At 64.7% G+C, this 18,748-nt stretch carries 19 protein-coding genes; 11 read left to right on the forward strand and 8 right to left on the reverse strand.

Annotated elements, in window-relative coordinates; genetic code table 11:
- The first annotated feature begins 227 nt into the window (after nt 1–227).
- Nucleotides 228–1,826: an MFS transporter gene (locus ACODSO_RS22615; protein ID WP_489038911.1), complete on the forward strand. Its 1,599-nt coding sequence runs from the start codon at nt 228–230 to the stop codon at nt 1,824–1,826.
- 260 nt (nt 1,827–2,086) lie between these two features.
- Nucleotides 2,087–4,498, forward strand: coding sequence for a putative bifunctional diguanylate cyclase/phosphodiesterase (locus tag ACODSO_RS22620; RefSeq protein ID WP_489038912.1), 2,412 nt, complete (start codon nt 2,087–2,089; stop codon nt 4,496–4,498).
- On the opposite strand, the gene ACODSO_RS22625 is transcribed toward ACODSO_RS22620, so the two are convergent.
- On the reverse strand, nt 4,442–4,759 hold the full coding sequence (locus ACODSO_RS22625) for an antibiotic biosynthesis monooxygenase family protein (protein ID WP_068376782.1): 318 nt from the start codon (nt 4,757–4,759) through the stop codon (nt 4,442–4,444). The genes ACODSO_RS22620 and ACODSO_RS22625 overlap by 57 nt on opposite strands.
- A gap of 38 nt (nt 4,760–4,797) precedes the next feature.
- Between ACODSO_RS22625 and ACODSO_RS22630 the strand changes: the two genes are divergently transcribed.
- Both ACODSO_RS22630 and ACODSO_RS22635 read left to right on the forward strand, forming a co-directional pair.
- Entirely contained in the window at nt 4,798–5,535 is a 738-nt protein-coding gene (locus tag ACODSO_RS22630; RefSeq protein ID WP_489038913.1) for an alpha/beta fold hydrolase, read from the forward strand.
- A gap of 5 nt (nt 5,536–5,540) precedes the next feature.
- A complete protein-coding gene (locus tag ACODSO_RS22635; protein ID WP_489038914.1) occupies nt 5,541–6,347 on the forward strand; it encodes an alpha/beta fold hydrolase in 807 nt (268 codons plus the stop codon).
- Here ACODSO_RS22635 and ACODSO_RS22640 read toward each other — a convergent pair whose 3' ends face one another.
- A complete protein-coding gene (locus ACODSO_RS22640) occupies nt 6,348–7,244 on the reverse strand; it encodes an HhH-GPD family protein (protein WP_489038915.1) in 897 nt (298 codons plus the stop codon).
- A gap of 70 nt (nt 7,245–7,314) precedes the next feature.
- On the opposite strand from ACODSO_RS22640, the gene ACODSO_RS22645 reads away from it, so the two are divergent.
- Together ACODSO_RS22645 and ACODSO_RS22650 are read left to right on the forward strand one after the other, a co-directional pair.
- Nucleotides 7,315–7,938, forward strand: coding sequence for a carbonic anhydrase (locus tag ACODSO_RS22645; protein ID WP_489038916.1), 624 nt, complete (start codon nt 7,315–7,317; stop codon nt 7,936–7,938).
- A gap of 76 nt (nt 7,939–8,014) precedes the next feature.
- Nucleotides 8,015–8,737, forward strand: a complete 723-nt coding sequence (locus ACODSO_RS22650) for a hypothetical protein (RefSeq protein ID WP_489038917.1) — start codon at nt 8,015–8,017, stop codon at nt 8,735–8,737.
- Nucleotides 8,738–8,743: 6 nt separating this feature from the next.
- On the opposite strand, the gene disA is transcribed toward ACODSO_RS22650, so the two are convergent.
- From disA to ACODSO_RS22665, 3 genes are all read right to left on the reverse strand, one after another.
- Nucleotides 8,744–9,838 (reverse strand): DNA integrity scanning diadenylate cyclase DisA, encoded by a 1,095-nt coding sequence (gene disA / locus ACODSO_RS22655; protein ID WP_068376830.1) that lies wholly within the window; start codon nt 9,836–9,838, stop codon nt 8,744–8,746.
- Nucleotides 9,839–9,929: 91 nt separating this feature from the next.
- Nucleotides 9,930–11,339, reverse strand: a complete 1,410-nt coding sequence (gene radA / locus ACODSO_RS22660; RefSeq protein ID WP_489038918.1) for a DNA repair protein RadA — start codon at nt 11,337–11,339, stop codon at nt 9,930–9,932.
- A 35-nt stretch (nt 11,340–11,374) separates the two neighbouring features.
- Entirely contained in the window at nt 11,375–12,052 is a 678-nt protein-coding gene (locus tag ACODSO_RS22665) for a copper chaperone PCu(A)C domain-containing protein (RefSeq protein ID WP_489038919.1), read from the reverse strand.
- Nucleotides 12,053–12,429: 377 nt separating this feature from the next.
- Between ACODSO_RS22665 and carD the strand changes: the two genes are divergently transcribed.
- From carD to rlmB, 5 genes are read left to right on the forward strand one after another with little or no spacing between them, the layout of a single operon-like run.
- Nucleotides 12,430–12,918, forward strand: coding sequence for an RNA polymerase-binding transcription factor CarD (gene carD / locus ACODSO_RS22670; RefSeq protein WP_068376833.1), 489 nt, complete (start codon nt 12,430–12,432; stop codon nt 12,916–12,918).
- Between the two features lie 3 nt (nt 12,919–12,921).
- Nucleotides 12,922–13,605 (forward strand): 2-C-methyl-D-erythritol 4-phosphate cytidylyltransferase, encoded by a 684-nt coding sequence (ispD, locus tag ACODSO_RS22675; protein ID WP_489038920.1) that lies wholly within the window; start codon nt 12,922–12,924, stop codon nt 13,603–13,605.
- On the forward strand, nt 13,602–14,066 hold the full coding sequence (gene ispF, locus ACODSO_RS22680) for a 2-C-methyl-D-erythritol 2,4-cyclodiphosphate synthase (RefSeq protein ID WP_489038921.1): 465 nt from the start codon (nt 13,602–13,604) through the stop codon (nt 14,064–14,066). The genes ispD and ispF overlap by 4 nt, the downstream gene beginning before the upstream one ends.
- A gap of 23 nt (nt 14,067–14,089) precedes the next feature.
- Nucleotides 14,090–15,505 carry a cysteine--tRNA ligase gene (gene cysS / locus ACODSO_RS22685; RefSeq protein ID WP_489038922.1) on the forward strand — a complete coding sequence of 472 codons (1,416 nt, stop codon included), beginning with the start codon at nt 14,090–14,092 and terminating at the stop codon, nt 15,503–15,505.
- Nucleotides 15,505–16,482 (forward strand): 23S rRNA (guanosine(2251)-2'-O)-methyltransferase RlmB, encoded by a 978-nt coding sequence (gene rlmB, locus ACODSO_RS22690; protein ID WP_068376846.1) that lies wholly within the window; start codon nt 15,505–15,507, stop codon nt 16,480–16,482. The genes cysS and rlmB overlap by 1 nt, the downstream gene beginning before the upstream one ends.
- Before the next feature lie 52 nt (nt 16,483–16,534).
- On the opposite strand, the gene ACODSO_RS22695 is transcribed toward rlmB, so the two are convergent.
- Genes ACODSO_RS22695 through ACODSO_RS22705 form a run of 3 tightly spaced genes read right to left on the reverse strand, consistent with a single transcriptional unit; the run spans nt 16,535 to nt 18,737 of the window.
- Nucleotides 16,535–17,380, reverse strand: a complete 846-nt coding sequence (locus tag ACODSO_RS22695) for a 5-oxoprolinase subunit C family protein (protein ID WP_489038923.1) — start codon at nt 17,378–17,380, stop codon at nt 16,535–16,537.
- Nucleotides 17,377–17,979: a 5-oxoprolinase subunit B family protein gene (locus tag ACODSO_RS22700; protein WP_489038924.1), complete on the reverse strand. Its 603-nt coding sequence runs from the start codon at nt 17,977–17,979 to the stop codon at nt 17,377–17,379. Before ACODSO_RS22700 ends, ACODSO_RS22695 begins: the two co-directional genes overlap by 4 nt.
- Entirely contained in the window at nt 17,979–18,737 is a 759-nt protein-coding gene (locus ACODSO_RS22705) for a LamB/YcsF family protein (protein WP_489038925.1), read from the reverse strand. The genes ACODSO_RS22700 and ACODSO_RS22705 overlap by 1 nt, the downstream gene beginning before the upstream one ends.
- Between the last annotated feature and the right edge of the window lie 11 nt (nt 18,738–18,748).

Genomic DNA, 18,748 nt, shown 5'->3' on the forward strand with positions numbered 1-18,748 from the left:
CCCACCCCGCATCGCATCGCTTGAATGGTCCATTCATACGGTCAGATAGCTTCGGGGGTTCATTCAAGCGGACGCGGGGCGGACACGGGCCGGACCCCAGACGCGGGCCGGACCCCAGACGCGGGCTGGACCCCAGAGGCGGGGCGGACGCGCGGTGGACTGCGGCCCGGATACTTCGCACTCCGCAGGTGAGGCACACCCCGCGACAGTGCGCTTGACTGATGCCCGTGACTACCGTCGAGAAGGGCTCTGTCCCTGCCCGCGCAGGGCTGGTGTTGTTCGTACTCATCCTCGTCGCCGCGGTGGCGAACCTCAATCTGGCGGTAGCGAATGTTGCGCTGCCGGAGATCGGACGGGACTTCGACGCCAGCCAGACTCAGCTGAACCTCATTGCGGTCGCGTATTCGCTGGGCCTCGCGGCGTCCGTGCTGTACCTGGGTGCACTCGGCGATCGGTACGGCCGGAAGATGTTGCTGGTGCTGGGGATGGCGCTGTCGATCCCCGCCTGCATCATCGCTGGTTTCGCGCCGAACTTCGAGGTGCTGTTCGGTGCTCGGTTGCTCGGCGGGCTGTCGGCGGGCCTCGCGTATCCGACTACGCTCGCGCTGATCACTGCACTGTGGTCCGGCCCGCCGCGGACGAAGGCGATCGCGCTGTGGTCGGCGCTCGGTGGCGCACTGTCCGCGCTCGGGCCACTGCTGTCCGGTGCTCTACTCGAGAAATTTCACTGGGGTTCGGTATTCGTCGTCACGCTGCCGCTGGCTCTCCTCGCGCTGATCCTCGCTGCGATGTTCATTCCCTCGCACGTCAACGAGACGACCGATCCCGTCGACAACCTCGGCGGCATGGTGTCGGTGGTCTTCATCGCGGCTCTTGTGCTCAGCATCAATTTTGCGCCGGTCGACGGTATGGGCACGCTCGCGATAGGGCTCGGCGCGATCGCGCTCGCCGCGGGTGCGGTATTCGTATTCAGGCAATCTCGGGCGAAATTCCCGCTCTACGACCTGCGCATTGCACGGCGCCGCACATTCTGGGTCGCTGCACTTGCCGGGATCATCGTGTTCGGTTCGCTGATGGGCGTCATCTTCGTCGGCCAACAGTTCTTGCAGAACGTACTCGAATACTCGACGCTTGCCGCGGGCGCGTCGACGCTTCCTGCTGCCGTCGCGATGGTCATCGTCGCGCCGCAGTCGGCGAAGCTCGTCGAATCTCGCGGCTCGAGATTCACCCTGTTGTTCGGCTACGTCTTCATCGTCGCCGGCCTCGCCATGGCGTGGCTGACGTGGAAGGAGGATGTGTCGTACTGGGTGGTTGCGGTCAGTTACACGCTGCTCGGGATCGGTATCGGTTTCGCCGGAACTCCGGCGTCCCGCTCGTTGACCGGGGCTGTGCCGGTCGATCGGGCGGGAATGGCGTCGGGGACGGCGGACCTGCAACGGGATCTGGGTGGGGCGATCATGCAGTCGACGCTCGGTGCGCTGCTCACGGCCGGATACGCGGCGTCGTTCACTGCGCAGATAGCGCAGTCGCCCCAGGCCGGCAGCGTCAGCGAGGAAACCCAATCGGTACTCACCAAGTCGTTCTCGTCGGCGGCCGATCTGGCCGAGCGGTATCCGCAGTACGGCGAGCAGATCATCGCGGCGGCAAAACAGGCGTTTCTCGACGGTGACCAAAAATCCTATGCCGCTGCGATTGTCGTTGTACTCGCCGGAGCGGTGCTTGTCTTTTTCGCATTTCCCAAGCATGAGGAGGAGAGAAGGCTTCTGGCTCAATATCATTCGGAAGATGCGCACCGATCCGAGACGGCCGAAGTCCAATCCGATTAGCCTTGGCGTGGACGCGTCCGCCACTCGACACCACGTTTCGCGGCGCTGTTCTGTGCGCATTTCACGAGCTGAAAGTGCGGTTCGAGCGCTGTTCGGTGTAAAAAAGGTGTACCTGTGTACCTGTCCGATCGTCGCGTCTGAGATCCTTGCCTATGAAACCAATCCGGTAGGCATTCGGCGTCGAATGGCGAGCGCGGGAATGTTTCGGGATCGATAGCCGACGCAGCGATGGTTGGGGGACCAGGGAAGGACTGACTCGTATGAGATGGTCGAGGTTCCTGGTGCTGGGCGTAGTAGGAGTAGCCGCTTACCTCGCGGCCCCCGACGGATATCCCCAACTCGCGGTCTACGTTCTGTGCTCGTTCGCGTGCGTAGTGTACGCGTTCGTCGGCCAGAGACGCCGGACGGCGAATCGTTCCGCCTGGCGGTTTCTCGCGTTAGGAGTGTCGGCATGGAGTCTGGGCGATCTGATCATCGGGTTTCGTATGACAACTCACATGATCGTGCCGACGGTGTCCGTCGTCGATGCTGCGTACCTGTTCGGCCACGTCGTATTCGTGGTGGGCGTTCTGAAGCTCGAAGACGACGCCGGGCAACGGCTGTTCGGCATCGAGGATGTGCTCGAGGGTCTGATCGTGGCCACGGGTCTCGGATTGATCGCTTGGATCTTCGTCGTCGGCAACCGTACCGATAGTGTTCTCGGCGCTGAGACCCTCGCCGAGTTCTGGCCCGTCGTCGTGTACACGGGTGCCGACGGGTTTCTGCTGTCGCTTGTCGCCACTCTGCTACTGATCAAGGGCGCCCGCACCACTGCGTTCACAATGACTTCTGCGGCATTCATCCTGTTCTCGTTGTCGGGATGGGTGCTGTACGTCCTGGTAGACGGACTAGGGTTCGTCGACGTCCCAGTGGTGAACGCCGGATGGCTCGTCGGATATGTGCTGCTGGCATCTGCAGCACTGTGTCCGCACGAGCAGACGTGGCGAGTACAGGAGACATCGCCGAGTCCACATCGCATCGTCGATCGCGCCCGCCTTGCGGGCTTGAGCGTTGCGATACTCATGCCCCCCGCTGTAATGGGGACTCAGATCGCCAACGGGGTGCCGGTCGCCGAGTGGGGTTGGCTCGTTCTCGGCTCTTCGGTGGTTGCGGTCGTCCTCGTGTCCGCTCGTATGGCTTGTTTCCTCTCTGCGCTGCGCAAGCAGTCGGATGCGTTGTCCCTCGCGTCGATCACCGATCCGGTGACAGGCCTCGCCAATCGTCGTCACCTAGGCGGTTTGCTCGACAAATCCATCGACTCGGCAGGTCCTGGTGGCGTCGTCGTGGTCATCGTCGACGTCGACCGGTTCGCGCAGATCAACGAGACCTTCGGCTACCCGGTGGGGGATCGCGTGCTCCGTGAGATCGGTCAGCGGCTGTCGGCTGCATCGGAGGGTCATTCCGTCGTGGGTCGGCTCGGTGGCGACCAGTTCGTCGTTTCGATGGCCGCCGACCTGATGGTGATCTCGCCGACGGAGTTCGGCGATCACTTCCGCAGCGTCGTGAGTCGGACCATGTTCGTTCGCGACATCAACGTGGCACTGGACGCCACGGTGGGGGTCGTCGAGTCCTCGAAGCTGAGCAACGTCGACGCCGAATCCCTGCTGCAGTTTGCGCACGTCGCATTGACCGCAGCCAAACACTCGCACATGAGTTCTTCGATCTACACCCCGTCGATGGACTGTGACCGACACGATCAGATGCGTCTGCTCGGTGAGCTCGAAACGGCTCTTCGCGAGCGGCAACTGCGAGTGTTCTTCCAACCGTGTCTCGACCTCGTGTCGGGCAAGGTATCCGGTGTCGAGGCCCTGCTGCGGTGGCAGCATCCGCGCGAGGGACTCATGTCGCCCTCGTCGTTCCTTCCCGACGCCGAACGGACCGGATTGTTGCCCGCCATCACGGCGTACGTGGTCGAGGACTCGCTCGGGTGTTGCAGGGCGATGCGGCGCACCCGCCCCGAGTTCTGTGTCTCGGTGAACCTGTCCGTTCGGAATTTGCTCGACTCTGCGCTCGTGGAGCACGTGGCCAATGCCCTGCAGCGACACGAGTTGCCAGCCGCCGCAGTCGAATTCGAGGTCACCGAAACCACTGCGATGACCGATCCGAGACGCTCGGTCGACTCGCTCGTCGCACTACGAGACATCGGGGTTTCGATCGCGATCGACGATTACGGAACCGGTTACAGCTCGCTGGCGTATCTTCGATCGCTCCCGGTCCAGACGCTCAAGATCGACAAGTCGTTCGTGACGGCGATGGACAGTCAGCCGACGAACGCGTCGATCGTCCGCTCCACGATCGATCTCGCGCGAAGCCTCGGCATGACGGTCGTAGCCGAGGGCGTGGAGGACGCACGAACTCTCGAGCGATTGCGCACCCTTGGTTGCGACGGGGCGCAGGGCTTTCACATCGGGAAGCCGGTTCCTGCAGACGAGTTGGACGCTCTCGTCGACGCCATCGAGAACCGTGCCGAAATCACGTCTGAATCTGCGGCGCCGAAGAACTGGGAGTATGCGAGCACGGCGGACGTCCCCGGCGGTGTCGGGTCCGCAGCGAAGCCGGTCGGAATAGTCGAGGCGTCACTCCGGCTTGCTGCGCGCGGGTACGTCGAGAACGACGTCGAATTCCAGCAGTGATGCACCCGATGCGACCGGTTTCGCGCGTTCACCCGAGTGGGCGGCCTTGGCGGGCCCTGCTGACCACTCCTGGAATGCTTCTTCCGTCTCCCACTGCGTGACCACGAAGTAGCGGTCTTCACCCTTCACCGGCCGCAGGAGTTGAAAGCCGAGGAACCCTGGCGAACCCTCGACGGCGCCTGCGCGCGCGGCGAAGCGCTTTTCCAGCTCGGGGCCTGCACCTGAAGGAACTTCGATTGCATTGATCTTCACGACTGCCATGTTCGAGAGGCTACTCCGCCGGTCATTAGGATCGGGGTGTGCTGTACGACGAGGGTGGGAACGGCAATCCGATCCTTCTGCTGCACGGACTGATGGGAAGCGCGCAGACGTGGCGGCGTCAGCTTCCGTGGCTGCGTGAACTCGGCCATGTCTACACCTACGACGCGCCCGGGCATCGCCGCCGCGCTCCGTCGTCGCTCCGCACCGAGGCATTCGTCGGGGACTTGACCGAGCATGCCGAGAAAGTGGGGCGGGCCACCATCGTCGGACATTCCATGGGCTCGCTGCACGGGTGGTGTTTGGCCGCTGCCAGGCCAGATCTGGTGGCTGCGCTCGTCGTCGAGGACATCGCTCCCGATTTTCGGGGGCGGACAGCCGACGACTGGGCCGCGATGATCAGGCGTTGGCCGCAACCGTTCCCGACCGAGGACGACGTGCGCAATTTCTTCGGGGAGGTCGCGGGTCGGTACTTTCTGGATTCCTTCGTCGAGCGAGAAGACGGCTGGTACCTGCACGGCTCGGTGGCGACGTTCGAGGCGATTTCGGCGGAATGGGGAACACGGCATTTCTGGAACGAATGGGAGTCCGTCGACGTCCCGTCCCTGTTGCTGGAAGGTGAGTTCGGCATCACACCCGACGGACAGATGGTCGAGATGCACGCGCGAAACCCCAAGTCGCAGCATGTCCTGGTACCGGGCGCAGCGCACCTGATCCACGACGAGAGGCCCGAGCTCTATCGCGAAACGGTGACGCGCTTTCTGCGCCAACTACGATGACGCGAATGTCGGTGGCGAAGATCAATGGAATCGAAATCAACTACGAGGTTGCTGGATCGGGCCCGCTCGTCGTGTTGGTGATGGGTACGGGCAGCCCGGGGCGAGTGTGGAAGGCGCATCAGGTGCCCGCACTCGTGAAGGCAGGTTTCCAGGTGGTCACATTCGACAACCGTGGAATTTCCCCGTCCTCGGAATGCGTGGACGGCATGGTGCTCGACGATCTGGTTGCGGACACCGCCGCCCTCATCGAGCATCTCGGCGGAATGCGTGCCCGGGTCGTCGGGACATCGATGGGGTCTCGTGTCACCCAGGAGCTTGCTCTCGCCCGCCCGGATCTGGTGTCGCACGCCGTCATGATGGCGACCTACGGGCGAGCGTCGGCGATGCAGCGGGCGTGGTCGAAAGCGGAACGAGAGTTGTACGACGCGGGAATCACGCTGCCGGCGTCGTACCGGGCGGCGATCACGGCGATGAACAACTTCTCGCCGGCGACCCTTCGCGACGAACAGGCGATCGGAGATTGGCTGGCGGTACTCGAGTTCTCGGGTGGCCAGCCCAGTGCAGGCAAGCGCGCGCAGATCGGACTGGAGATGAGGGCGGGATCGGATCGCCTGACGGCATACCGCAGAATCACCGCCAAGACACTCGTCGTCGGATTCGCGGACGACCGACTGATCCCCGTCCACCTGAGCCGCGAGGTGGCGCAGGCGATCCCGGGTGCTCGCTACGAAGAGATCGCCGACGCCGGTCACTTCGGCTATCTGGAGCGTCCAGAGATCGTGAACAAGGTTCTGGTGGACTTCCTGCGGTGATCATTCACGGCCGGGGGTGTTCTCGCCCTCGCCGGCCAACGCGAACAGTCCCGACTCGGTCTGTTCGATCAAGCCGTCGAGCAGCAGCGAATCGAGTGCCCGGTCCCGCTGTCCCGGATCGATGAGCCAGACGACGTCGAGTTTCGCACGTTCGACCGGACCCGGGCTCTCACGCAGGACCGACATCAGCTTCCCGCGTACCTGACGGTCGGTGCCCGCAAATTTCTGGACCTTCTTCGCCGGCCCCGTGTGGGCGGGTCGACCTGCCTCGATCCATGAGCATTCCGGAAGCGGACACAACAGGCATGCCGGATTCTTGGCCGTGCAGATCAACGCGCCCAGTTCCATCAGCGCCGCAGAATAGCGCGCTGCCTTCGCACGCGGGCGGGGGAGCAGCCCGTCGACGTCGGCGAGATCTCGCGTCGTCGACGGGTTGCCGGGTTCGGCGGACCCATGGACAGCTCTGGCGACGACGCGCCGAACGTTGGTGTCGACGACGGGTACGCGTTGCCCGTATGCAAAACACGCAACGGCGCGCGCGGTGTATGCGCCGATGCCCGGCAGCCCGAGCAGGGTGTCGACGTCCGCAGGTACGACATCGCCGTGTTCGGCCGCCAGTACTCCAGCGCACTCGTGCAGGCGCAGGGCGCGACGAGGGTAGCCCAGCTTGCCCCAGGCTCGCAGCACCTCTGCCCGAGATGACGCGGCCATTGTGGACGGCACCGGCCAGCGCTCGACCCATTCCGCCCAGATGGGCGCGACACGCGACACCGGTGTCTGCTGCAGCATGATCTCGCTCATCAGGATCTGCCATCCGGTCACGCCCGGGCGTCGCCACGGCAGGTCACGTTCTTCGGTGTCGAACCACCCGAGAAGTGCGTTGGTATCGATCGGCACTGCTTCTCTCGCACCCTTTCTTCGATAGCCCGACTCGCCGGTAGCAGACGGCCCAGGCACAATGACACACATGCCTGCAACGAACCCAGTCTCAGCATGGAAGTCTCTCAAGGAGGGTAACCAGCGCTTCGTCGCCGGCGAGCCGCTGCACCCCAGCCAGGGGATCGAGGACCGCACCCGTCTTGCCGAAGGGCAAAATCCGGGCGCCATCTTGTTCGGCTGCGCCGACTCCCGCGTCGCCGCCGAGATCATTTTCGATCAGGGCCTCGGAGACATGTTCGTCGTTCGCACGGCGGGCCACACCATCGATTCGTCCGTGCTCGGCTCGATCGAGTACGGAGTTGCGGTCCTCGGGGCGCCGCTCATCGTCGTGCTCGGCCACGACAAATGCGGTGCCGTCCAGGCCACCATCGACGCGCTGGACTCCGGTGACACACCCGGGGGCTACATTCGCGACGTCGTGGAACGGGTAACTCCCTCGGTGCTGTCCGCGCGCCGGGACGGGTACGTCGCGGTCGACGACTTCGAGGCGCGTCACGTCGAGGAAACCGGCAATCTGCTGATGCAGCGCTCGCGGATCATCGCCGACAAGGTCGAGTCGGGAGACGTCGCGATCGTGGGATTGACCTACAAGTTGTCCGAGGGCAGCGCGCGGCTACGCGAGGTCATCGGCAACATCGGCGAAGTGCCCTGATCAACTTCTTTCTCCAGTCGCGACACGCCGCATGCGCTTGCCAGACGCGTGAGCCGCTGGCACCTACGGTTGTTCTGTGTTGGAACCAACCGGGCCTTTGCCTCCCGAAATCTATTGGCGTCGTCGTGCGCTCGCCATCGGTGCGGCCGTCGTCGTGCTCGGTTTGATCGTGTGGTTCATCGCGTCACTCGGCGGCAGTGGGGACGAGAATCAGCAGGCAGAGCCGGCCGGCGTCGTGTCGTCGGCAAGTCCGACGACGTCAGCTCCGACATCCACCCCACAGCAACAGGGCGCGGCATCGGGTGGATCCAGTGCGGCGGGTGGGTCCGGCGGATCAGGCGGCGCCGCCGCATCGGCGGCGTCGGATTCCAGTGCCGCTCCGGCCGCAGACGCGCCTGTCGCGGCGAACCAATGCCCGGACCAAAGCCTGGCGATCAAGGCAACCCCGGACAAAGCGACGTATCGAGTGGGTGAAGAGCCGGGATTCACGGTCGTCATCACCAACATCAGCTCCACCGAATGCCAGCGCGACGTCGGTGCCGGTCTGCAGCAGGCCCTGGTCTACACGCTGTCGGATCAGCGCATCTGGTCCAACACCGACTGCTTCCCCGACGCGCAGTCGGATCTGCGAACCTTCAAGCCCGGCGAGCAAGCCGGCTTCACGGTCAAGTGGTCCGGAACCAATTCCGTCCCCGGCTGCGGCGAAGAACGCATTCCAGTCGGCGCAGGCTCGTACAAGGTGATCGCTCAGCTCGGTGAACTCCGTAGTTCACCGGAGCCGTTCAACATGACGACGTAACAGACGTCAGTCGAACGGGCCGGCGATCGAGGACTCGGCCAGTCGGGACAGGCCTTCTCTGATATGCCGGGCCCACAGGCCGCCGATGCCTTCGACGGACTGCAGGTCTGCGGCAGTTGCCGCTAATAGACCTTGTAAAGTGCCGAAAGATGCTACGAGGCGGTGGATTTGGCTGAACTGCAGCCGAGGCACACGCGTCAGGACTCGGTATCCCCGTGGACTCATGGGAGTGTCGAGTGCCTCGATCGTCGCGGGATAGCCGAATGCCCTAGCGAGCGTGGTCAAGTCGAGTAGGTCGACGTCGGTGAGTTTGTCCAGCGCGCCGAGGGCACGCTCCACTGCTGCCGTGCCCGCGGGTTCGGTGCCGGCGAGGTAGTCGCGGACCACCAGCTGACGGTCGACGTCGTTGTCGCCGAGTAGCTCTTCGAGCTGAAGTGCCAATTGCCTACCGTCGGTACCGAGTTCGAGAACGTTCTGTTCGATCTCCACGGACACGCGCCGTACCATCTCGAGCCGCTGTGCGACGGTGAGGGCGTCGCGCAGCGTCACGAAGTCCTCGATCTCCACGACCGACAATTGACGGGTGTTGTCGTCGAGGCGAGCCTTGTACCGTTCGAGCGTTGCGACGGCCTGGTTGGCTCTGGATTGAATCGTCGCCGAGCCTTCGACGACATGCCTGACCCCGGCGACATACACGCTGACGATGCTCATCGACTGGCTCACCGAGACGACCGGGTAGCCCGTCTGCATGGCGGTGCGCTCGGCCGCCCGGTGACGGGTGCCCGACTCCACGGTCGGGATCTTGTGATCGGGAACGAGCTGCACGTTGGAGCGGACGATGCGCTTGCCGTCGGTCGAGAGCACGACGGCACCGTCCATCTTCGAGAGCTCCCGCAAACGCGTCGGGGCGAATTCGACGTCGAGTTCGAATCCGCCGTCGCAAATGGCCTCGACTTCGTCGTCGTATCCGAGAACGATGAGTCCGCCTGTGCGGCCCCGCAGGATGCGCTCCAGTCCGTCTCGCAAGGCTGTACCGGGTGCCAGTCGGGCGATGGTCTCTCGCAGTGCGGGGGAGGACTCGCCGCGTGTGGTGTCGTCCATGGTCATCCCCTCGTCGCGTCGAAGTCGCTGGAAGCCGCGATTGCGTGCCTGCGGAATTCGCCCCTCGCAGTAAAAGGCTACTGGAGCGGAATCATCGAGAACGCGTTCGCACCGAATTCAGAGCGTCGCCGAGGTTCGTGACGGTCTTGACCTTCATCCCCGGCGGGATCGGGTCGTCGTGTTCCGGGGTGACGGCGTGCGTGAAACCGAGTCGAGCGGCCTCCGCGAGCCGACGACCGAGACCGGACACTCGACGCACTTCGCCGGCGAGACCGACCTCGCCCAGGATCACGAAGCCCGGAGGAACCGGCACATCGGTGACCGCTGACGCCACTGCGGCGGCGAGTGCCAGGTCGGCGGCAGGTTCGCTGGTCTTCATCCCACCGACCGTGGCCGCGTACACCTCGCTCTTGGCGATCTTCATTCCGCAACGCCGTTCGAGCACGGCGAGAATCATCGCGACGCGCGAGGCGTCGAGCCCACTGACCGCGCGACGTGGGGACGGCATGTGGGTGTCGACGACGAGAGCCTGCACTTCGGCCAGCAGAGGCCGTTTGCCGTCCATCGTGACGGTGACGGCGGTGCCCGGCACCGCATCGGTGCGGTGGTGCAGGAACAGGCCTGACGGGTCGGTGATGCCCTCGATGCCGGTGTCTCGCAGTTCGAAGCAGCCGACCTCGTCGGACGCGCCGAACCGATTCTTGACGCCTCTGATCATGCGCAGTGTCGAGTGCTTGTCGCCTTCGAAGTGCAATACGACGTCCACCAGATGCTCGAGTGATCGTGGTCCCGCGACGGCGCCGTCCTTGGTGACGTGTCCGATCAGTAGCACTGCGACGCCGGTGGTCTTGGCGAGCGAGGTGAGGGCGCTGGTGATGGCTCGCACTTGGGTGACGCCGCCGATGACCCCGTCGACGTCGGCGGCGAGCATCGTCTGCACGGAGTCGACGATCAGCAGACTCGGCTTGACCTGCTCGACGTGGCCGAACACCGTCGCGAGGTCGGACTCGGCTGCGAGAAACACCCGTTCGTGTACGGCGCCGGTGCGATCGGCCCGTAGGCGGACCTGACCGGCGGATTCCTCGCCGGTGACGTACAGCGCCCGTCGGTCCTCACCGGTTCGCGCCCACCGGTGTACGACCTCGAGAAGCAGCGTGGACTTGCCGACGCCGGGTTCGCCGGCAAGCAGAACAACCGAGCCGGGGACGAGTCCGCCGCCGAGGACACGGTCGAACTCGGAGATCCCCGTGGAGTTGGCCTGGGATGTGGTGCTGCTGACCTGAGTGATCGCGGCGGCAGGTGAGGACGGGATCATCGCCGCCATCGCCGAACGGGTATTGCCGGCGCCGAGCCCCGACGCCCCGGCGCGGTTGGTGACCGGAACGAGGACGGGCGCTTCGTCCATCGAACCCCAGCTGCCGCACTCAGGGCACCGTCCGACCCACTTGCCCACTGTGTGCTGGCAGGCCGAACATCGGTAGTTGGTCTTCGCTTTCACCACTCGGGAAGACTAGATGCAGCTACCGACAGACAACCTCAGTTGTTGCCGTCGGTGGCTTCTTCGACCTGAGTTTCGACGACGCTCTGCTCAGCGTGCTCCGCCTCGCCGTGCAGCTCGGCCTCGACGGGTGACTTCGGGGAGACGTCGCGTTGCAGCACCTGACCGGCGTCGACCGGTACCAGCAGTTCGACGTCTCCGGCTTCTTCGAACGTGAAGGTGATCGGAACGGTGAGCCCGGGGCGGACCTCTTCGCCGATGCCGTTGAGTTCCACGACGACGAACTGCAGCGGGATGTCCGGATTCACGGCCGCGTTGTCTACCGGTGCGCCCGCGCCCAGCGCGGTCAGTGGAGCGATCTCGGTACCGCCGGGCTCCTCGCCCACGGTGATCGACGACGCGGCAGTGGTGGAGATTCGAGTGAGGGTGTCCGAGTTCGCCGAGTTGTTGTTGATGGCGATGAATCCGAGCTCGACCTTGCCGCCCGGTTCGATGGAGTACTCCTCGCTCTGCGGGTACACGACGTGGACGTTGCGCAGCGAGATGTCACCGACATCGGCGAAGTTCCCGTTGACCGCAGCGACCTGGGTGGCCGTCTGGGAGATCTGTCCGGCACTGCAGGAACTCAGTGCCAACACACCGCCCGCAGCGATGGCGAGTGCCGATGCCAATCGACGGGTCTTTCGGTTCGCAGTCGCAGCAATGAACGCAGTCACGTCGTCGTCCTTACAGTTGTGGCCGGTGTAGTGGGCGCGGGCGATGCGGCTGCGTCGGTCAGCCGATCCGTCATGTCCACTAGGCAGAGTAGTAGTCAACTCGCGACAGCGGATCGCTGGGGCGTAAAGAGGTTTGCGATTGTGCTCTCGACAACCCGGTGCGCGAGCGCCGAGTGACGCGGTTTACTGACGGTCATCGGCGTGTTGACCGGCGTTTCGTGTTGCCTCCGCCACAGCCTGGAACGCCATTCGCAGACCCGTCGGATACACGTTCCGACGTCGGTGTCAACCCCAATGGAGACGGCTCGGCGCCCCTGACCTGCGCCGTTGATCTGAGCGCGTGGTAAACTGGCAAAATCGAAAGGGGCACGGGACACATGATTTTCAAGGTCGGAGACACCGTCGTTTACCCCCATCACGGAGCGGCGCTGATCGAAGCGATAGAAACCCGCACCATCAAGGGTGAACCACGAGAGTACCTAGTTCTCAAAGTCGCACAAGGCGACCTCACCGTTCGAGTTCCCGCAGACAACGCCGAGTACGTAGGCGTTCGCGATGTGGTCGGACAAGAGGGTCTGGACAAGGTCTTCCAGGTGCTTCGCGCACCACACACCGAAGAGCCCACCAACTGGTCTCGCCGCTACAAGGCGAACCTGGAGAAGCTTGCTTCCGGTGACGTCAACAAGGTCGCCGAGGTCGTTCGTGACCTGTGGCGTCGTGAACAGGATCGCGGTCTGTCGGCAGGCGAGAAGCGCATGCTTGCCAAGGCACGTCAGATCCTCGTCGGTGAACTGGCGCTGGCCGAGGGAACCGATGAGGCCAAGGCCGACACGATTCTCGACGAAGTTCTCGCTGCCGCTTCCTGAGCGGTGGCACGTTCCAATCAAGGTCCCGTCGTCGCGCTCGTTCCGGCGGCGGGCCGAGGTCTTCGCCTCCAACGTGGGGAACCGAAGGCCTTCGTCGAAATCGGGAACCGATCCCTCCTGCAGCGTTCGGTCGACGGCCTGATCAGATCGGGCGCCGTCGACCGAATCGTTGTCATCGTGCCCGCCGAGCTGGTGCAGCACACCTGTGCTCTCCTGGGACCCGATGTGACCGTCGTCGAGGGCGCATCCGAGCGGACCGGTTCGGTTCGACTGGGCCTGGTCGCTGCCGAAGACGCGGGCATCGTGCTCGTCCATGACGCCGCTCGCGCACTCACTCCGCCGTCGCTCATCGCACGCGTCGTTGCCGAAGTGCAGGCCGGACGCGGCGCCGTCGTACCGGCCCTTCCTGTCACCGACACGGTCAAAGCTGTCGACTTCATGGGAGCCGTCGTCGGGACGCCCGATCGAAGCACCCTGCGCGCAATTCAGACGCCGCAGGGTTTCCGTGCGGACCTGCTGCGGCGCGCGTACGACGCCGCGTCCGACTCCGCTACCGACGACGCCGGTCTGGTCGAACGTCTCGGCGTGACGGTGCACACCATCGTCGGCGAAGCACTCGCTTTCAAGATCACCACGCCTCACGATCTCCTGCTCGCGGAGGCCATCATTGCCAGGGAGGGCACATGAGGGTCGGAATCGGCACCGACGTCCATCCCATCGCGCCAGGCCGCCCATGCTGGCTGGCGGGACTGCTGTTCGCGGACAGTGACGGGCTGGAAGGCCACTCGGACGGTGACGTCGCCTCACATGCGCTGTGTGACGCTCTGCTGTCCGCGGCCGGCCTCGGTGACCTGGGGTCCGTGTTCGGTACGGGACGGCCCGAATGGGATGGCGTCAGCGGGGCGGCCATGCTGACCGAGGTGCGCCGATTGCTGTCCGAGAACGGGTTCACCATCGGCAACGCAGCGGTGCAGATCATCGGTAATCGCCCCAAGATAGGACCACGGCGGATCGAAGCCCAGGAAGCGCTGTCGACGGTGCTCGGTGCACCGGTTTCGGTGTCTGCAACGACGACCGACGGTCTGGGATTGACCGGCCGAGGCGAGGGAATCGCGGCTGTCGCGACTGCTCTTGTCATGACGGAGTAAAAGCACCGGTAGCATTGCTGGTCGTGACCCTTCACTTGTACGACACCGAGACGAGGGCCCTGCGGGAGTTTTCCCCCTTGGTCCCTGGCCATGTATCGGTGTATCTGTGTGGGGCAACGGTGCAGGGTGAGCCGCACATCGGCCACGTGCGAAGCGGAGTCGCGTTCGACGTCCTGCGGCGCTGGCTGAGCGCGCAGGACTACGACGTCGCATTCATCCGCAACGTGACCGACATCGACGACAAGATTTTGAACAAGGCCCGCGACGCGGGACGCCCGTGGTGGGAATGGGCCGCGACGTACGAGCGCTCGTTCACGTGGGCGTACGACAAGCTCGCGGTCCTCCCGCCGTCGGCCGAGCCTCGCGCAACCGGCCACGTCACGCAGATGGTCGAGCTCATCGAACGGCTGATCGAATCGGGTCATGCCTACGCCGCAGAAGGCGACGTCTACTTCGACGTCGTGAGTTTCCCGGACTACGGCGCACTGTCGGGCCACAAGCTCGACGACGTGCATCAGGGCGAGAGTGCAGCATTGGGCAAGCGGGATCCGCGAGACTTCACCCTGTGGAAAGCGGCAAAACCCGGGGAGCCGTCGTGGCCTACGCCGTGGGGACGTGGACGACCCGGCTGGCACCTCGAATGTTCCGCGATGTGCAAGGCGTACCTCGGTCCCGACTTCGACATTCATTGCGGTGGTCTGGATCTGGTGTTTCCGCACCACGAGAACGAACGTGCGCAGAGCAAAGCGGCCGGTGACGGGTTCAGTCGCTACTGGCTGCACAACGGGTGGGTCACCATGGGCGGTGAGAAGATGTCGAAGTCGCTCGGCAACGTTCTCTCCGTGCCCAACGTGCTCAAAAGCGTTCGCCCACAAGAACTTCGATACTACCTCGGCAGCGCGCACTATCGGTCGATGCTCGAGTACTCCGACACCGCACTGGAGACCGCGGCCGTGACGTACCGTGGGATCGAAGGCTTCGTGAATCGAACCGTCGAACGCGCGGGCGAGGTTCCGCTCGGTACGTGGACCGACGACTTCGCCGATGCCCTGAACGACGATCTCGGGGTGCCGAAGGCTCTCGCTGCCGTGCACGCGACCGTCAAGGCAGGCAACAACGCACTCGAAAGCGGCGATCTGACCGGCGCCGTCGAATGGGCGTCGAAAGTTCGGGCGATGCTCTCGATACTCGGCGTCGACCCGCTCGATCCGCACTGGGCCGCCGACTCCGGTGACAACGACGCGGTTGTCGGCGCACTCGGTGTGTTGGTCGACGCCGAGTTGCAACGCAGAGCGCAGGCGAAGATCGACAAGGACTGGCCAACGGCGGATGCGATCAGGGATCGCCTCGCGAAGGCCGGAGTAGACGTGACAGACACCCCCAATGGACCCGTTTGGTCCGTCGGGGCAACCAGTAGTACCGACGAAGCAGGGCAGTGATGGCAGGCAATTCCAGTAGGCGCGGCGCAGTTCGAAAGACCGGCACCAAGAAGGGGCAGGTCGCCGGCTCCGGCGGCAACCGCCGCAGGGGTCTCGAAGGACGCGGCGCGACGCCACCGGCCGAGGCCAGGACCAAGCATCCCGCATCACGTCGCGCGAAGATGGCGGAGAAGTCCGCACAGAATCAGAGCGGTGGTAGGCAGGGCGGCGGGCGCGTCGCGAGTCGCAAGAACGACGACGCACCAGAGGTCGTACTCGGTCGCAACCCTGTCGTGGAGTGCCTGCGTGCGGGTGTTCCCGCGACGGCGCTGTGGGTGGCCGTAGGTACCGACAGTGACGAGCGACTCAAGGAAAGCGTCCAGCGTGCAGCCGACGCGGGCATCTCGATCCTCGAAGTTCCGCGGTCGGACCTGGACAAGCTCAGCGCCAACGGACTCCACCAGGGTCTTGCTTTGCAGGTGCCGCCGTACCGCTATGCGCACCCCGACGACCTGATCAGCGCTGCACGTACCCACCAGGAGCCAGCGCTCCTGGTCGCACTCGACAACATCACCGATCCACGCAATCTCGGTGCCGTCGTACGGTCGGTCGCCGCGTTCGGTGGCCACGGCGTCGTGATCCCACAGCGTCGTAGCGCCAGTGTGTCGGCCGTGGCATGGCGTACGAGTGCCGGTGCTGCTGCCCGGCTCCCCGTCGCCAGAGCAACCAATCTGACTCGCACGCTGAAGGATTGGCAGACCAAGGGCGTCACCATCGTGGGTCTCGACGCGGAGGGTGACACCACGCTCGACGAGTTCGACGGCAGTGGGCCGGTGGCGGTCGTCGTCGGGTCCGAGGGCAAGGGACTATCCCGCCTGGTCCGAGAAACCTGCGATTCGATTCTGTCGATCCCCATGGCGGGTCCGGTGGAATCGCTGAACGCTTCGGTGGCAGCAGGGGTAGTGCTGGCGGATATCGCGAGGCAGCGCAGGCGCTGATTCCTGGCGGCTCCGCCACTGGGCGGGACGCCCGTTGCGCTGGGCGAACGCGCTACATTTCGGTGAAGCGCACCGAATCTTCCGGTCGCAACTGGCCCAGCAGCGGTATGTCGGAGCTGTGCACCACTCCGATGACTGGGTAGCCACCGGTGACGGGATGGTCGGCAAGGAACGCAACAGGCATGCCGTCCGGGGGGACTTGCAGCGCGCCGACGACCATTCCCTCGCTCGGCAATTCCTTGGAACTCGTTCGCTTCAACGGAGTTTTGCCGTCGAGTCGCACCCCGACACGGTCGGCGTCCGAAGTAACCACCCAGTCCTGAGTGAACAGACTCGCGGGATCGGTGAACCAGTCGGCGCGGGGTCCGAGGATGACGCGAATGACGCCCGACCGCTCCGGTGGGAGTGCCCAGTGTTCGGCAGGCCACTCGGAAGACCCGTCGCCCACCTGGTAATTGTCGCTCACCGCGACGGGCGCTGGGCCGAGCCCGGACATGGTGTCCGTGGACCTGCTTCCGAGCACGGGTTCGACGCCGATGCCACCTCGAACCGCCAGATATGTCCGCAGCCCGGACACCGAAGTGCCGATGAACAATTCGTCGCCGTCGGACAGGACGATCGTGCAGTACATGCCGTCGGCGACGCCGTTGACCGTGACCGGGCTCGGTGCGCCCGTCACTGCCGCGACGACGCGTCCGTGCGCGCGGATTCGGAGGCCGCCGAGAGTCGATTCGAGGGTTGCGCATCCAATTCCATTGCCAACCAAACGGTTTGCAGCATCGTGTGCGCGAACGTCGGCTGCGCCACTCCGGCCGACGCCGATCGCGGAGTGTCCCGGCCTTCCTCGGTCCTGCACGGTGCACAGCGGTCCCGACGCAAGAATGTGCAGTGAGCTCATCGTCTTTCGAACCGAACCGTGGCCCCTGGCTGCAGCAAGGCGGGAGGATCGCGTTGTGCGTCCCACAGAGGCGCGTCTGTGCTTCCGATCAGCTGCCAGCCGCCGGGTGAGCTGCGCGGATAAATGCCGGAGAACTCCCCCGCGAGACCGACTGCGCCGGCAGGCACCGTCGTGCGAGGTGTGGTGCGACGCGGAACCCGTAGGCGTGCATCGGTGCCGACGAGATAGCCGAATCCGGGCGCGAATCCGCCGAACGCGACGGTCCAGGTCTGTTCCGTGTGCGCGCTGATCACGTCGGCCACGGTCAGGCCAGTAGCGTCGGCGACGTCGTGGAGATCGTCGCCGTCGTAACTCACCGATATGACGACGGGTTCGGCCGTCAACTCCGTGGTGGCTTCGGCCGGTTCGGTGTCGCGCACCCACGTGAGTACTCGATCGCGATTTCCGTTGTGCCGCACGAGAACTGTACGTGCTGCCGGGACCAGGTCCTCGACGTCCTCGATCGTATCGTCGGTGAGCGCGCGGTAGAAGGCCATTGTTTCGGCCAGATCCGGAAACTCGACGAGAAGTGCGCGGTCCCCGGCGTCATGGACGATCATCAGACGAACGCTATGGCATCGATGTCGTTGTCGGACAGTATTTTCCGTACCGCAAACGCCATCTCGACCGCCCCCGGAGAATCCCCGTGTACGCACACAGACTCGGCATCGATGCCGACCGTCGACCCGTCGATCGCCTCGATGGTGCCGTCCCGAACCAGCCGAAGTACGCGGTCGGCGACCGTCGACGGATCGGACAGCACCGCGCCTGCACATCGCCTGGGCACCAGCTCGCCCGACGCCGTGTACGCGCGATCGGCGAATGCTTCGGTGACGGTTCGAAGTCCAGCTTCGCGGGCTTCGTCGAGAAACGCCGAACCGGGCAGGCCGAGTACCGGAAGCGTCGGGTCGTAGGTGCGAACTGCGTCGACGACAGCACGTGCTTGCTCGCGATGGGTGACGATGGCGTTGTACAGCGCGCCGTGCGGTTTGACGTAGGCGACCGCGGATCCGGCGGCCTGTGCGAGTCCGTCGAGTGCGCCCATTTGGTACAGAACGTCTGCCGTCAGGTCGGCAGCATCCATGTCGATGAAGCGCCGTCCGAATCCGGCAAGATCTCGGTAGCCGACCTGGGCGCCGATGCGGACGGCGCTGTCGGCGGCGGCACGGCACGTATCGAGGATCGTTCGCGGGTCACCGGCGTGGAATCCACACGCGATGTTGGCGCTGGTGACGATCGACAGCATGGCGTCGTCGTCGCCGAGCGTCCAGGTGCCGAAGCTCTCGCCGAGGTCGGAATTCAGATCGATTGAGGCCATTGCCGATCAGT

The sequence above is a fragment of the Rhodococcus sp. FG69 genome (assembly GCF_057808915.1).

Excerpts from the sequence above, each read along its gene's own strand:
- carD (WP_068376833.1), top strand. The coding sequence starts at position 12,430 with ATGATTTTCAAGGTCGGAGACACCGTCGTTTACCCCCATCACGGAGCG.
- ACODSO_RS22695 (WP_489038923.1), bottom strand. The coding sequence starts at position 17,380 with ATGAGCTCACTGCACATTCTTGCGTCGGGACCGCTGTGCACCGTGCAG.
- ACODSO_RS22635 (WP_489038914.1), top strand. The coding sequence starts at position 5,541 with ATGTCGGTGGCGAAGATCAATGGAATCGAAATCAACTACGAGGTTGCT.
- ACODSO_RS22620 (WP_489038912.1), top strand. The coding sequence starts at position 2,087 with ATGAGATGGTCGAGGTTCCTGGTGCTGGGCGTAGTAGGAGTAGCCGCT.
- ACODSO_RS22645 (WP_489038916.1), top strand. The coding sequence starts at position 7,315 with ATGCCTGCAACGAACCCAGTCTCAGCATGGAAGTCTCTCAAGGAGGGT.
- rlmB (WP_068376846.1), top strand. The coding sequence starts at position 15,505 with ATGGCAGGCAATTCCAGTAGGCGCGGCGCAGTTCGAAAGACCGGCACC.
- ACODSO_RS22625 (WP_068376782.1), bottom strand. The coding sequence starts at position 4,759 with ATGGCAGTCGTGAAGATCAATGCAATCGAAGTTCCTTCAGGTGCAGGC.
- ACODSO_RS22705 (WP_489038925.1), bottom strand. The coding sequence starts at position 18,737 with ATGGCCTCAATCGATCTGAATTCCGACCTCGGCGAGAGCTTCGGCACC.
- ACODSO_RS22700 (WP_489038924.1), bottom strand. The coding sequence starts at position 17,979 with ATGATCGTCCATGACGCCGGGGACCGCGCACTTCTCGTCGAGTTTCCG.
- disA (WP_068376830.1), bottom strand. The coding sequence starts at position 9,838 with ATGGACGACACCACACGCGGCGAGTCCTCCCCCGCACTGCGAGAGACC.
- ispF (WP_489038921.1), top strand. The coding sequence starts at position 13,602 with ATGAGGGTCGGAATCGGCACCGACGTCCATCCCATCGCGCCAGGCCGC.